The sequence below is a fragment of the Candidatus Acididesulfobacter guangdongensis genome (assembly GCA_004195045.1).
GTDB classification, from domain to species: domain Bacteria; phylum SZUA-79; class SZUA-79; order Acidulodesulfobacterales; family Acidulodesulfobacteraceae; genus Acididesulfobacter; species Acididesulfobacter guangdongensis.
Genome location: SGBC01000001.1, coordinates 715,325 through 729,542 on the forward strand (window position 1 = coordinate 715,325; position 14,218 = coordinate 729,542).

General features: G+C 31.2%; 11 protein-coding genes and 1 pseudogene. 10 read left to right on the plus strand and 2 right to left on the minus strand.

Annotation, left to right across the window (positions count from 1 at the left end; all coding sequences use genetic code 11):
- Positions 1-324 precede the first annotated feature (324 nt).
- The 5 genes from EVJ46_03295 to EVJ46_03315 all read left to right on the plus strand — a co-directional run bounded on the left by EVJ46_03295 (position 325) and on the right by EVJ46_03315 (position 8,812).
- Positions 325-753 carry a hypothetical protein gene (locus EVJ46_03295; GenBank protein RZD17270.1) on the plus strand — a complete coding sequence of 143 codons (429 nt, stop codon included), beginning with the start codon at positions 325-327 and terminating at the stop codon, positions 751-753.
- Positions 754-903: 150 nt separating this feature from the next.
- On the plus strand, positions 904-3,366 hold the full coding sequence (locus tag EVJ46_03300; GenBank protein ID RZD17271.1) for a TonB-dependent receptor: 2,463 nt from the start codon (positions 904-906) through the stop codon (positions 3,364-3,366).
- A 660-nt stretch (positions 3,367-4,026) separates the two neighbouring features.
- Positions 4,027-5,109: a hypothetical protein gene (locus EVJ46_03305; GenBank protein ID RZD17272.1), complete on the plus strand. Its 1,083-nt coding sequence runs from the start codon at positions 4,027-4,029 to the stop codon at positions 5,107-5,109.
- Positions 5,110-6,038: 929 nt separating this feature from the next.
- Positions 6,039-8,342, plus strand: a complete 2,304-nt coding sequence (locus EVJ46_03310) for a TonB-dependent receptor (GenBank protein ID RZD17454.1) — start codon at positions 6,039-6,041, stop codon at positions 8,340-8,342.
- A 290-nt stretch (positions 8,343-8,632) separates the two neighbouring features.
- A complete protein-coding gene (locus EVJ46_03315; GenBank protein RZD17273.1) occupies positions 8,633-8,812 on the plus strand; it encodes a hypothetical protein in 180 nt (59 codons plus the stop codon).
- A gap of 24 nt (positions 8,813-8,836) precedes the next feature.
- Here the strand turns inward: EVJ46_03315 and EVJ46_03320 are convergent.
- Both EVJ46_03320 and EVJ46_03325 read right to left on the minus strand, forming a co-directional pair.
- A pseudogene (locus EVJ46_03320) lies at positions 8,837-8,935 on the minus strand (IS200/IS605 family transposase).
- Positions 8,936-8,941: 6 nt separating this feature from the next.
- On the minus strand, positions 8,942-9,097 hold the full coding sequence (locus EVJ46_03325; protein RZD17455.1) for a hypothetical protein: 156 nt from the start codon (positions 9,095-9,097) through the stop codon (positions 8,942-8,944).
- A 138-nt stretch (positions 9,098-9,235) separates the two neighbouring features.
- Here EVJ46_03325 and EVJ46_03330 point away from each other — a divergent pair, with 138 nt between their 5' ends.
- From EVJ46_03330 to EVJ46_03350, 5 genes are all read left to right on the plus strand, one after another.
- Positions 9,236-9,601 (plus strand): hypothetical protein, encoded by a 366-nt coding sequence (locus tag EVJ46_03330; GenBank protein ID RZD17274.1) that lies wholly within the window; start codon positions 9,236-9,238, stop codon positions 9,599-9,601.
- Entirely contained in the window at positions 9,591-10,259 is a 669-nt protein-coding gene (locus EVJ46_03335) for a hypothetical protein (GenBank protein RZD17275.1), read from the plus strand. The genes EVJ46_03330 and EVJ46_03335 overlap by 11 nt, the downstream gene beginning before the upstream one ends.
- 351 nt (positions 10,260-10,610) lie before the next feature.
- On the plus strand, positions 10,611-11,651 hold the full coding sequence (locus tag EVJ46_03340) for a hypothetical protein (GenBank protein RZD17276.1): 1,041 nt from the start codon (positions 10,611-10,613) through the stop codon (positions 11,649-11,651).
- The gene (locus EVJ46_03345) at positions 11,591-11,878 is read left to right on the plus strand and encodes a TonB-dependent receptor (protein ID RZD17277.1); all 288 of its coding nucleotides are present in this window, start codon (positions 11,591-11,593) and stop codon (positions 11,876-11,878) included. The genes EVJ46_03340 and EVJ46_03345 overlap by 61 nt, the downstream gene beginning before the upstream one ends.
- A 700-nt stretch (positions 11,879-12,578) precedes the next feature.
- Complete coding sequence (locus EVJ46_03350; protein RZD17278.1) at positions 12,579-14,174, plus strand: hypothetical protein; 1,596 nt, start codon at positions 12,579-12,581, stop codon at positions 14,172-14,174.
- Positions 14,175-14,218 lie beyond the last annotated feature (44 nt).

Genomic DNA, 14,218 nt, shown 5'->3' on the forward strand with positions numbered 1-14,218 from the left:
ATTACAATATCGTAACTTATTGTAATAAAAATTTAATAAATTTTAACTAAAACTTAACCTAAGTTTCACAATAATGTAATAATTATTTGATACGATTACAAAATAACAATTTTACAACAATCCTTTGAATATTTATATAGTTTGTGAGGGTCGTTATTTTAATTTTTACAGATTATTTTAAATTTTTAAAGATCTTAAATATTTTAATTTTTTTTAATGTTTTATATTTTGACCCTAACTAATTATTGATTGGCAAGTGCATTCAGCAAGTAATAATTTATAAAAAAACAATAGTAAAATGACTTGGAGAAAAAAATAGATATTATGAATAACATGACGACAATTTTATCTGCCAATAGGCAATATGAAAGGATGACGATGAAGAAGAAGATAAATAATGGTTTATATTTTAAAAAATTAACATATATAATAGCGATAATTTTATTATTTTATATACCTGCGAAAGCCTTTTCAATGCAAAATACCGATACTCAATCCGCTAATTTTCAATATAAAAAAGGCTTAGGCGCAATAAATGGCAAATATTATTATACGGCGGTACAACATTTTCAAAAGGCAATAATAATCAGACATGATTTTTCTAATGCATGGGCACATATGGGTGTGGCTTTATATAAGTTAGGTTATCCGTCTCTGGGCATAGTATGTTTAGAAACAGCTCTTAAATATAATCACAAAATTATATGGGCAGCTAATTTGTTAAAAAAATATAAACTTTCAAAAAAACGTTAATTTAATTTAGTTATAGGATTATGCATAGGGACAACCCTGATTTGATAAGGATAAAAAAGAGTTTTCTTGATATTGCCAGTTTCAAAAATAAATAGTTAACAAAAATAACAAAAATAATAACAATTAAACTAACAATAACTTGGAGGAGTTATGAATAACAGAATTAAACAAGTAGCCGAATATCTTTCCTTATTTGTATTAGGGGATGGCTATTATCAAGATAATACAAAAAAGTATCAACGCCGATTTAAAATTAAATTAAACACCGAAAGGAATAGCAATTTAAATGTAAATTATTATAAGATAATTTTTAAAAGTCTTTTATTATTCATTGCCGCATGTATGATGCTTTTATTTAATACAGTGCTTGCAAATGCGGATAGTTCAATTAATAGTTCAACTGCTAAGATTAAAAAAACGCATAAAATTGCAGAGGTTACATCGCAGCAAATTTTGACAAAAACCAAAAAAGCTCTCAGGGAAATGAATAAAATATTAACCGCAAAAAAAATATTTAAATCAACTCAGACTGCGGCAGTTCTAAATAGAAAAGGAATGAAGCAAGCTCAGGATACAGGAGGAGGCGCCGTCCAAGCCTTACAATTATTGCCGGGAGTGAGGGTTTCAAGCTATGGCGGCAATAGCGGGCTTGCTAGAGATGAAATTGCTATCAGGGGTATTAAAGTTGGATGGTCTTCTGTAGCAGGCGATTTAGAAAAAAATGGCATTCAAATGTTATTTGACGGAATCCCTGTTACAAATCTTTCAGGCGCTAGTGGCGGTTTTGATTCTAATGAATACCCTATAGATCAATTTTTTAGCGGAATGAATGTTATATATGGTCCAGGTAATCCTGCTAGCAGATGGTATAATAGTTTAGGTGGTACAGTAAATATGATTCCAATTCAACCGACAATACGTCCATTTAATGAAACTAATTTTTCTTTTGGATCTTTTGATACATATACATTAGATGATGAAATGAGTACAGGTATGCACGACGGCTGGGACGGTGTAGCAGCAGCCGGTTATACGCATGCAGACACTTTTAGAACAGGACCGTTTAATGCTCCAGGTTATGGGTATGCATTTTTCGGAAAGTTAATAAAAATTTTTAACGGAAACTCATTTAGTTTAGGAGCCTATGCTTCAAGAACCCATGAATATAGACCTAATTTTATTCCTGTTTCTCCGATTTCAGGTATTACGACTGAAGGGTTAGATGCCAATGCGCCGTTATATAGTGAACAAACAAGTGGATATTATTCATCACTGCCGTACAATATGTGGTATAAATTATTATTAACTCAAACAACGATGCTTTATTCAAAACTTAATATAAATTTGACTAAAAATTTAGGACTGCATACTTTAGTGTGGTATAGACATGGTTTTAGAGAACACGATAGAGTAGATAATTATTTTTTAACAGCAGGAGAAGCGTCTTATTACGAAATGTGGCAACCAAATTCTAATACATATGGAGAGAAAATATATTCTAACTATAAAATTTTAAATAATAATTTAAAATTCGGAGAATATGATATATACGGAAGATTAAATTATAATTACTCTCCTTATACAAATACGGCTCCGACAAGCTATACAACTTATTATAATAATTATTTATCAATTTTTGCTCAAGATAAAATAAAATTATTAAAAAATTTAATTATTGAGCCAGGTCTGGATTATGTTGGATTTGACACAAGTGATTTTACAAATGAAACTTATTATCAATCAGCAGCTCCACCCGTAATTGCGCATATTTACCAATTAGAGCCATCTATCGGAATTAATTACCATGTTTTACATAATTTATCCTTATATGGAACTTGGGCTATTTCTTATCAAGCTCCAACGGCATCGGCATACGGTTATTCGAGTACTGTGAATGTTGCTGATACTGCTCCTATTAGAAATACAGATACTGAAGCAGGCTTTAAAGTAATGATAAAAAAAGATAAATATTTACATCATTTTGTTTTTAACGCAAATTATTTCCAGAATATATTATCCAATGAAACTATTTATATATATCAACCGTTTCCTACACCACATACTCTAGCTTCTAATGGCAGCGCATTTTATAAAGGAGTGCAAATAAGTGCCGCAGAAGACCCTTATACAAATTTACATCTTTATGCAAATTATACATATCAGAGTGCTAATTATAAAAATTTTTATTCAACAGTAAATCTTCAACAGTATCCTAATTATCCTGTGTCAAATATACCAAATTCAATTTATAATATCGGTGCTTATTATACTATTCCAGAAAATACAACAATTTATGATATTAAACTATGGGATATGTACACAGGATCGCAATATATGTTTAGTAATGTGTATGCAGGACCAACACGGCAAAAGATGCCATCTTATAATATCGTAAATTTCTCAATTAACGTTAAAACAGTTAATTTTGACAAAATGGTGCCTGGGCTAAGAAGCGTGCAATTAAGTGCTTCAGTTTATAACTTATTAAATAAGAAATTTAATTCAAATGAATATTTCTCAAGCGGTAGTTATTTTGGAGCAGGTGCAGGTGCAGTGTTGGCTAACCCCGGTGCTCCTAGGATGTTTTTTTTAAGTGCCACTATGAAGTTTTAAGTAAAATATATAAGTAATTAATAACTAAATATATATATATATATATTAATAACTAAATTAAATTAACAAGTTATAATGTGTTAATGTTAATAAAATTTTATGCCATAGACCAAATGCTCTGATCTATGGCATAAATTTATCTATTAATTATATAGTTATATTCGCCCCTATAGCTAACTAATAGGTGCCATAATTTATAAATAAATCAGTTGAAATGGAATAAGGATGAAGGTATTTTAAATTGTATGAAACTATATATATACTATATAATTTACATATCTTAAAAAAATTTTTCAGTTAAATAATTATATATTTTTTATAATATGATATAATAATGAAATCAATTTAGAGATTTTAATAATGACGAATTTTGAATTATCAACACACGCTCAAAATATGCTGAAAAGAGCGGAATATTTCCGAATAATGGCTATAAGATACTGTTGGTAATTATAATTGCAAGAACATAGGATACGACAATAATATTCATTATTTTAAAAGTATTTCTGAAGCGTCAGTTATATATAATTAAATCATAAAAAAATACGAGTTAATTTACTTAAAAAGAAATTTAATTCTAATTTAATTTCTTTAAATAAATAATATATGAAAAATTAATAATATTAATTAATAATATTATTTAAAGGATGGTTATATTATATGGCTAATAAAACATCGGAAGGAATTAACTTAAAAAGCACGAAGCAGGAAATTTTAGAAGCATACGAAAATGTTAAAAAAGATTTGGAAGAAAAGGAAAAACAGTCATTAAACGCCAATAAAAAAATTGAAGAAAAGAAAAATACGGAAACAATTGAAAAAGTAGATAAAATAATTGAAAATAATGTAAACGATAAAATAAGTTCATTAAAATCAGATATAATAAATTCCCTTAATGAATTGTCGTCAAAACTGTCTCAGGCCGATATTGATTATAAAAACATCAAAACGGCAATTGAAATAAAAGATAACGACCTTAAGGAAATTTACGGTATAGAGCATTCCGCTTTATCTTTAGCTTCGCTTATAGAAGCCAACAACGTAAAAATAATTCAGCTTGAAAAAGATTATTCCGTTAGAAACAATACATTAGAAACAGAGCTTAGCGAATTAAAAAATAAAATTGAATTTGAAAAGAAATCTTATGAAAATCTTTCTAAAGAAAAGGAAAATGAGTTTAAGCTATACTGGGACAGAAAAAAAGAAGAATTTGAATATAATTTCAAAAGAGAAAGTGACCAGAAGTTAAATGAGCTAAACGATGAGTTAAAATCCCTAAAACGCTCAATAGAAGAAGAAAAAGATAAATTCCAAAAAGATATTGCAGAAAAAAATAAAGAATTAGAATTAAGAGAGAATAAAATATCGGAAAAAGAGCAGTTTAATACCGAACTTGCCGAGAAAGCCTCCGCCTTCCCTGCCAAACTTGAAGCTGAAGTATTAAATGCCGTTAAAACAACGACAGAAAAACTTAAATCGGAATTTGAATTACAGAAAGAATTAATTCATAAAGAATATGAAGGCAAGATTAATGTTTTAAATACAAAAGTAGAATCCTTAGAAAAGATTATAAACGAACAGGATAAACATATATCCGTATTAACTTCTCAGCATGAAAAAGCATATATGCAGGTACAGCAGATAGCTACCAGCGCAATACAAGGAAATGCAGATAAAAATTCTCAAAATAAATTTGAACAAATTCTTGATAAAATTGGAAAAATACAGGTTTCAGAAAAGTAAAGATGTATTTATTTTTTTAAAAAATACCGCTTTTTAAACTTGACTGCTATCAAAAAAGTTGTATAAATAATCTTAAGTATTTTTTGGATGAAATAAAAGTAAAATTTCTTAAAAATGATATCTCAAAATAAATAAAAATGGCGTTTGATAATTTATTTTATTTTGATTTAAATGATTATTTAATGTTTTTATGTCATTAAATTTTAACATATATTTTTGCAAATAAGGAAATTTAATTTTAAAATTTCTGTATTAATTTATGGGTTCAGTATAATGGTCCCCATTTTATTAGACAATCTTCCGAATTCTTGATTTAGCTTTCTATGCTCCTCGCGGTTTTCTTCTTTGTATTGTTTTAAATCGTAGCGCATCTCGTTCTTGAAATTTATCATTTATTCCTAAAGATGTATAAGTGCTTCTTCAAGCCTTTAACTCCGCAAGGATTTATTTTATTACAAAAATGTAACAATATTGTAACAAAAATTAACAAAACCTTCATAATACTGTAACAATTTTCTGTTAGAATCTTACTAATGTATCGAAAAATAAATTATAAATAAATTATAAGTAATGAATGTCTTTGTCTGCTCTTAACATTTAATAGTTAAAAATGTAATCAACTAATTGTTATCATTCAAGTATTGGCAGTTTGTGGTATATATATAGGTAATCGGCTCAAAACAGGATCAGTTTTGATTGAGAAATAACAATGACAATAACAATAACTTGGAGGAGTTATGAATAACCGAATTAAACAAGTAGCCGAATATCTTTCCTTATTTGTATTAGGGGATGGCTATTATCAAGATAATACAAAAAAGTATCAACGCCGATTTAAAATTAAATTAAACATCGAAAGGAATAGCAATTTAAATGTAAATTACTATAAGATAATTTTTAAAGGTCTTTTGTTATTTATTGCCGCAGGTATGATGCTTTTATTTAATACAGGGCTTGCAAATGCGGACAGCAATAGTGCAACTGTTAGTCAAACTGCAAATACCACCAATGCTAATACAAAGAAGGCAATTAAAATTGCAAAAATTACTAAAGAAGCTAAAGAACTTAAGAAAAAGGTCCCATTAAAGGCAACCTATACTGAAAACATTATTAGTGCTAAAACAGTGCGCAATGCATCTCCAATGCAAAATGCTCAAACTATTTTAGCGAGTAAGCCTTCCATAGATGCTTTTAGCACAGGTCCAAACGGGATGAATTCTACGGTTACTTTTAGAGCATTCCAAGGAGACCAGTTTTCTGAAACATTTGACGGAATTCCCATGAACAACCCATTTAATGGGTATGCTACTAACGGCGCTGATATGTACAATAGCATTCCTTTCACATTAAACGACATATCAAACATTAATATTTATAACGGTATCAACAATCCATCCGTTAACTCTTATAATTCTCTGGGAGGCACTATTAATTTTCAGCCTCGTCAGCCGTCAAAACATTTTGATGCTTCGGCAGGCATCGGCTACGGCAGTTTTGATACTATCAATTGGAATGCTCTTATAAATACAGGTTCCGTAGATGGTTTCAGGCAGTTATTTGCAATTAACAGGCAGACAAGCGGCGGATGGGAACAAAATGTTAACGATCAAAATACCAATTTTTATTACGCGGGAATTTTACCTTACAATAGTGGATTATCCGAGGTTTCAGCATATTTAATAGTTAATCAGAATGCAGGATATCAATCAAATGAGATACCGTTACCGTTACTCAACCAATATGGATATGATTATTACTTTCCGCTCAACGATCTTTATTATTACAATACTGATATGAGGCTTAATGCCATAATAGGAGATAAAAGCTACATAAGCCGCTATATGACTATGAGCGCGAAGGCTTATTTTACGAATGATAATTATAGAGATCGTGAATTTAATAACCCCAATTTGACTCAATATCAAAGAAATCTTTTTGGTCTATATGACGCTTATGCTTCCAAATATAATAGCCCTCAACAGACCTATCAATTATATGGTCAAATCACATCTACCTTTGGGTTTACTCCAAAAATAGAATTAAAGTTGCCTTATGATAATTTTGTAACAGCCGGCGGAAATGTTCAATATAGTTTAGGACATTCAACAAGCTTTGAGGCGGCTTCTTATAATGTACCTGAAATTTTATCCGGACCGCTCCAAAATGACAACTGGGACGAGCATTATAATTCAGTTATGGCAAATGGTTATGTTCAAGATAATATCAGCCTACTTGGCGGGCATATACATATAACGCCGGGATTAAAATATCTTTATCAATATGATAGTTCTAACGATGATTCAACACTTGGCTATAGCGGGTACTACGTACCGGCAGGTTCAATATCTAACGCAGGTACTTTTCTTTCCCCGACTGTAGGCATAAATTATTTACCTGTTAAACATCTCAGCTTTTATGCAGCATGGGGTCGTAATATTAAGTTTGCCAATATTGGAGATTATTACGACAGTGTATCACAATATAACAGAAGTACAGGAAATTATATTAATCTTCCTTTGGTATTAAAACCGGAATATGTTAACGACTATGAGATTGGAACTAGGTATAAAAGAAATGGATTTTACGGTATGCTCGATTTCTACAGGGAGAATTTTACAAATACTTTTATTTCTGTTCCTGTCCCCGGGATTCCTTTGTCGGCGGGTCTTGATGAAACAATAAACGGCGGTAATTCCCAGTATGAGGGTATGGAGGTTTCATTATCTCAGCATTTGGGACATTTACTTTTGGGACACTGGACAATTTACGGTAACTACTCTTATAATCAGGCGGTATTTACATCAACATTTACTACAGATAACAGCGATGGAAAAGTCACAGCCGGAGAATCGCTTGGAGATACTCCAAAAGATATGGCAAACATTGGTTTACGATGGGGTTATAAATATATGCATCAGCATATTAAAGCACATTTGTCGAGTAAGTTTGTAGGTTCTTATTTTACCAATGAGTCTCAGACGGGTCTGCCGAATGGAATGTCCGTACCGCCTTATTTTATTATGAATTTAGGCGTATCTGATTATATTCCTGTCAAAGCTTCCGGACTAAAGGGCGTAAAGGTAGCATTATATGTAGATAACATTTTTAATAGAGAATACTATCCAGAGGCTTATGCTAATAATTATGGTAATTCAGTTTATCCCGAAGGATACTTATCTGTTATGCCCGGCATGCCGCGTTTTGTATTTGCAAGCGCAACCGTTAAATTTTAAACTTATAAATATATAATTTGAAAGATTTAATCATCATCAATACATATAAATTTAAATAAAATAAAAAAATTAAACAAAGTTTAAAAATTTAAGTTAATATAAAATATTATTTAAAAGATCTTCTATCAAATTGAACGTTGAAAAATAAAGAGTTTTTTAACGTTCAATTTGATAAATAATTTTATAATTTCTGTAAATTCATTTTATAACATTATACTTATACCAATAAGATATCCGATTTATTTATTCATTATTATAATTTCAGTAAAATGGGAGGCACTATAAAAGAAATGCATCTTAAAGGTGTTACGCTTTCTTTAAGCATAGATGATATGTTAAATAAACAATATTACGCTGCTGATATGTTTATAAATAGTATAATGTTAAACAACGGATTAGCATATAATTTTGAACAAGGTTTGCAGGGTCTTCCAAGATTTACGATGTTGACGGCAAAGGTCAAGTTTTAATTTTAATATATAAGATTTTTATAATTACTCTGGCGTATTCTGATTCTCTATATATTTTTTAATAATACTCAACGAAGCTCCGCCACAGGACACCGCAAAATACGACGGGCTCCATAGAGTGTTCTTCCATTAATGCTTTTTAATTTCAGGAAATTCGTTTTTTAATTTTCTTGACGATACTCTCTTTAAAGAATTTAAAAGTTTAGATATAGAGATTTTAGGCAGATAATTGATTAATAAATGAACGCAGTGTCTTCCAGTTCTAATTTCTATTGACTTATCTATAGACTAATAGTATATAATATACTTATTAAAATAAATCAAGCATATAAATTCAAACTTAAGACCAATTCAGATGAAGTAGCTAGTTAGCGGTTTGCTAAAGAATCCTCAAGCTTATAGCGGGAGGAGAAGGTCAAGAAAATGAAAACTGAAAAATACTATAAGATTAAAGAGTTACCGTTTAATAAGGTTCTTTTTTGGTCTTATGATTTTGATAAATCTGAATTATCTTTGTTTTTAATAATGATTTCCGTAATAGAAAAAGGTGATTTAGACGATTTATTTATGCTTTTTAAGATTTTTTCCTTTCAGGAACTACATGAAACTTATTTCAATGAAATAAGGCCTATGTTGTCAGGCGAAGATAAGAAATACTATAAGTTTAGGCCGGATATGAAACCGGATATTAAAAGCGTTAGATTAATGGATATGATATTTAAAGCAATTAAAGAAATAAAAGGGCGTCAAATAAATATTATTAATAAATCGAATTTAAATGTGGCTTAAAGAAACTGAAAAGGTTTTGAATCTTCTATCTACGGAAGAAAAATTAAGCGATTTTGTTTTTGTAGGCGGTTCTGCCATTTCATACTACATTCACCATCGTTTATCCGAGGACATTGATCTTTTTTGCACTTATAATCAGTTAAAACAAAGGATTCTTAATAATATAATTGAAAAATTACGAAACAATGAACATAATATTGTAGTATTGCCAGTTGAAGATAGAACTATTCAAATGGATTTGGATATAGATGGAGTAAAAACTACTTTTTTTTCGTGGAGTTTGGATTTATTAAAAACAAACAGTAAAGCGTTTAAAGGCTATATTAAAATTGCGGATTTAGAACTTTTGGCAGGAATGAAAGCATACACTTTCGGCCGCAGATTAAAAATAAGGGATGCCTATGATTTATATGCTTTATCGCAAGAGATAGGTTTTGAGAATATAATTGAGCTCGCCAAAGATTTTTTTGGGAGCCTTTTTAGTGAAAGACTTTTTATAAATCAGGTGCAGGATTTAAGTTTATTGCAAGGTGATAAAATAGAAGATTACTTAAATCCTAAGTATAAAGTCTCTAAGAATGATATGGAAAACTACTTTACGGCAGAAGTCGAAAAGTATATTTTAAAAAGTCTAGAGCGGGAAATAGAAAACAAATAATAACTAATGTGAAATCATTGCGATTTCCCTTTAGTTTGTTTAAATCCTCGATAAAAAAATGTGTTTTAACCCAACTTCACCACTTTTATTGTTCTAAAATTATAACATATTGATATTATTACATTCTATTACTTCTTCTAATGCTTAATCTAAAAAAAACCATTAAAATTGCGAAAATTACAACATCCAGCGCTTATTCTCAAACGCAGAAACAGCTTATGAAGATAAGCAAAAAATTTACTAAAAAACACATTTTTAAATCTACGCAGGATGAACATCTGGTGACAAAAAAACAGATAATTTGCTGTTAGAGAATATAAATATTAATTAAGAGCTTTGGAGAGATTATAAATGAAAAAAAATTATAAATTCAAAATATCTATTGTTATATATACGTTATTCACCGGCTTTTTATTTTATTTGATGCCAATATCTGCTGCTTACGCTTATAATTATATACCGCTGCCCCATTATCTTCCAAATAATTTTCTTAAGCAAATACTTGTTAAAATCACTAAACAAAATATTAAGGAATATACGCATGAACTCCCTACAGGTAGATTTATCAGCCCTGTCGGTAAAATTACGGCAACGCAAAATTTTCCGACTAATGTAAAAGTTTATAAAAACTATATTATTATTGTTAGCAATCCATCAAAAAAAATCCAAAAATTAACATTATATAACAGAAAAAATTTAAAACCTATTGCGATTCTGGAAGCTTTTGAAGGAAGAAATAATGTTGAATATAACGGTCCTATAATAGAATTTGCGCAGCCGTCTGATTTAAAAAAATATCCCGAATACAATACATCTTCTGAACTATTTTCAAGTAATATTACTATTCCTTATTCTAAAATTCCGACCACCGTTATAACTCACCAGAGCTTTTTTCAGGGTCTTACGGTAAGCAAAAACGGAACAATGTACGCTGCTGGCGGAGTAACAGGCAATGTTTTGGCGGTTAAATACATAAAAGGCAGGCTTAAAGCTTTAAAAAGCTATCATCTTAAATGGCAGAGTTTTCCTAAAAATCAATATCCTTATCAGTATCAGGGTCATCAGAATATACGCCCTTATCTTTTTTATCCCGACTATGTTACGCTGTCAAAAAATCAGAAGTCTATTTATGCAACAGGTCTGCTTTCAAATTCAATAGCTAAAATAAACTTAAAGACGGGCGTTGTAAAATATGCGAACGCTGGACCGTATCCTTTTGCGGTAAGTCTTGCGGATAACGGAAAAAGAATTATAGTAAGCGACTGGGGAGGCGATGACGTAAGGGTATTTACTTCTTCGCTTAAATATTTAGGTAAAATATCATTCGATAAATGTTTAACGATAATACCGGCATACCGTCACATCAAACCATGCCCGGATACAATTTGTTAAATGCGTCATTAAGCTTCAAGATTCCTTTTCCTCATTATGTTGCAGGCAGTCCTAAAGTGGCAGATATAAAATTAACAGTTTTAAATTTATTAAACAAGCAATATGATGGTTATGAAGATTTTTCTTCAGGAGGATATTACGGTCCTAATACCAATAGCGTAGGTGCAATATTAGCTTATCCAGGAATGCCGATATCCGCTTACGCAACATTAACTTTAAAATTTTAAAAAAATTTCTTAATAAGGCAAAAAAATAGATTATGGAATGTTACAAAACTTTAACAAAATTTTAACCCTATTGTAATAATAAGTATGGTTAAATATAAATAAGTAAGCATATTGCGCTTGCATCTTCTCCTCCCCCTGCTGAATATTGTACTTAAGTTATTTTAATTGCAATATTCAGCTTTTTATTTTTTTATTATTGTATGCAATATATCTTTTTCGCATCCTTTCTCTTTTTATAATTTTAAAGCCTCCTTGCCTAACTTCACCAATTTTATTATTTTTAATTATAGGTATATTATTATATTATTTTGTTTTATATTTTTATCTTCCATAAGGTATATATACTCCGATAAACACCGTTGTATCATATGTTCGCGGTGAATGGGATAAAGTTGAACCTATGTGAGTATTAAACTTACTTGAGTTGCTCGCGGGAATTTCATACCCCAGTTTTATTCGAACTGCGAAAACAAAAAATATATTATAGAAAATTAAAATCTTCGCAAACTAGCTATAGTCCGCTTAAATAGTCCGCTAAATCTACCTATATTAATGAAGTTGTTTTATTTATAATAATTTTTTGTTAAAATAATCGTTCGCTTTTCGACTATTTTTAATAAAGCGTGTAAGAATCAAAGTAATTTTTTTTATTTTTAATTTACATTAATCAGCTGAGAAAACAGCAAAGAGGAGAGAGGGTATGAACACATTTAACGGGACAGAAAAGCGAAGGTTGAATCAGCCGGGTCTAAACCAAAAATACGTATTTTTTATTTTGGTTTTTGGATTTATTGCAGTTCTAAGTTTTGCGGTATTGCAGATAAAAACGTCTTATGCGTCGGGACAATCCGCATTAACGGGAGGAGGCATTAATCTTTACGAAAACCCGGCAACCGGCGAAGTATTTTTAAAATCGGGCGCGGGAAGAGTAAAGATAGGAAAAAAAATGACGGATAAACTCTTTAAAACCAAAAGCGCCGAGTCTTCAGACATACCGTCCATGCCGTCATGGCTGAAAAATATTCAGCTTCACGCCCTTATCTACATGGGATACGGGTATTTTACCAATACGGGCTTCAGCGGTCAGATGCAGCTTGAAGAAGAACCGCCTGCAACCGGTAATAACGGATATAACGCTTTTAACGTCAACAGGGGATATTTAATATTTATCTACCAGCCGAATAAAAACTGGTTTTTAAAGATTACGCCTAATATAGTTAAAACGTCAAATTCCGGAATAACGGGAGGAAGCGAGTTTTACCGTCTTAAATACGCATTTGTGCAGTTTAACCGTGTTTATAACGCTGACGGGCTTACGGCAAATATAAAAGTAGGTCAGTTTCCGACTCCTATGATAGCATGGGAAGACGGACTTTTAGGCTACCACTTTGTTGAAAGAACCCCATGGGGATTTTTAGGCGTAACATCTACTCAGGCAGGTTTAGGCGTATCCGGCAAATTCAGAAATGACGGTAAGATATATTTGGCGTATAACGCCGGTATTTTTAACAATGCGGCTTTTCATAATTCCGAAGAAGCAGACCAGAAGAGTCCTCAGGTAAGGTTAAGCTACTATCCGTTCGGCGCATCTTCAAATTTAAACGGTTTAGGCGTAAGCGGGTACTATTCATGGGGAATGAACGACAGCAGTTTTGAGCCGTCCGTGTCTGATGCAAGTTCTTCAAATCTTTCGGTTACAAGAGCGTCTTTGATTCTTAATTATAAAACGGACAGATACAATATTGTTCTTCAATATGATTATGCAAGAAATTTAACATATCCGTTAGGCGGAGTACCCACCAGTTTCGGAAACAGCGAAGATGCCGGAAGCGCATGCTCTCCCATAGGCGAATATTCCACTTCAGAACCAAATACAACTTGTAATCCTAACGGCTCTTTGCCGTTCAATGTCGGTTTGCCGTCAAGCGTGACAGGCGCGATTTCAAATAATAGCGAGCACGGAGTAGACGCTTTCGGATATTATAATATAACAAATAAAATAGGCGTATTCGGACTTATTCAGGACTGGTTTATGCAGCCTAATGCCGGAACTCCCGTTGCAAGCAGCGGTACAAGTAATTTATACGAAAGTCCTTATAATTTTCAGAGACTCGTAATAGGCGTCGGGTATAAACTAAACAATAATATTCAGCTTGCATTAGACGACCAGAATTTCAGATTCTTAAACGACAGCGCCTATAGAAACGCTCCTGAAACATCGCCTGCGTATATTAACTATGGACAGTGGATGGGAGATACTAACGCAATATTCTTAAATGCGAGGATAGCGTTTTAGAAATTATAAATACGAAAGTAAGTTAAAAATTGAATTAATATAAA

Coding starts and splice junctions, on each gene's coding strand:
- EVJ46_03295 (RZD17270.1), top strand. CDS start 325: ATGAATAACATGACGACAATTTTATCTGCCAATAGGCAATATGAAAGG.
- EVJ46_03300 (RZD17271.1), top strand. CDS start 904: ATGAATAACAGAATTAAACAAGTAGCCGAATATCTTTCCTTATTTGTA.
- EVJ46_03305 (RZD17272.1), top strand. CDS start 4,027: ATGGCTAATAAAACATCGGAAGGAATTAACTTAAAAAGCACGAAGCAG.
- EVJ46_03310 (RZD17454.1), top strand. CDS start 6,039: ATGATGCTTTTATTTAATACAGGGCTTGCAAATGCGGACAGCAATAGT.
- EVJ46_03315 (RZD17273.1), top strand. CDS start 8,633: ATGCATCTTAAAGGTGTTACGCTTTCTTTAAGCATAGATGATATGTTA.
- EVJ46_03330 (RZD17274.1), top strand. CDS start 9,236: ATGAAAACTGAAAAATACTATAAGATTAAAGAGTTACCGTTTAATAAG.
- EVJ46_03335 (RZD17275.1), top strand. CDS start 9,591: ATGTGGCTTAAAGAAACTGAAAAGGTTTTGAATCTTCTATCTACGGAA.
- EVJ46_03340 (RZD17276.1), top strand. CDS start 10,611: ATGAAAAAAAATTATAAATTCAAAATATCTATTGTTATATATACGTTA.
- EVJ46_03345 (RZD17277.1), top strand. CDS start 11,591: ATGTTTAACGATAATACCGGCATACCGTCACATCAAACCATGCCCGGA.
- EVJ46_03350 (RZD17278.1), top strand. CDS start 12,579: ATGAACACATTTAACGGGACAGAAAAGCGAAGGTTGAATCAGCCGGGT.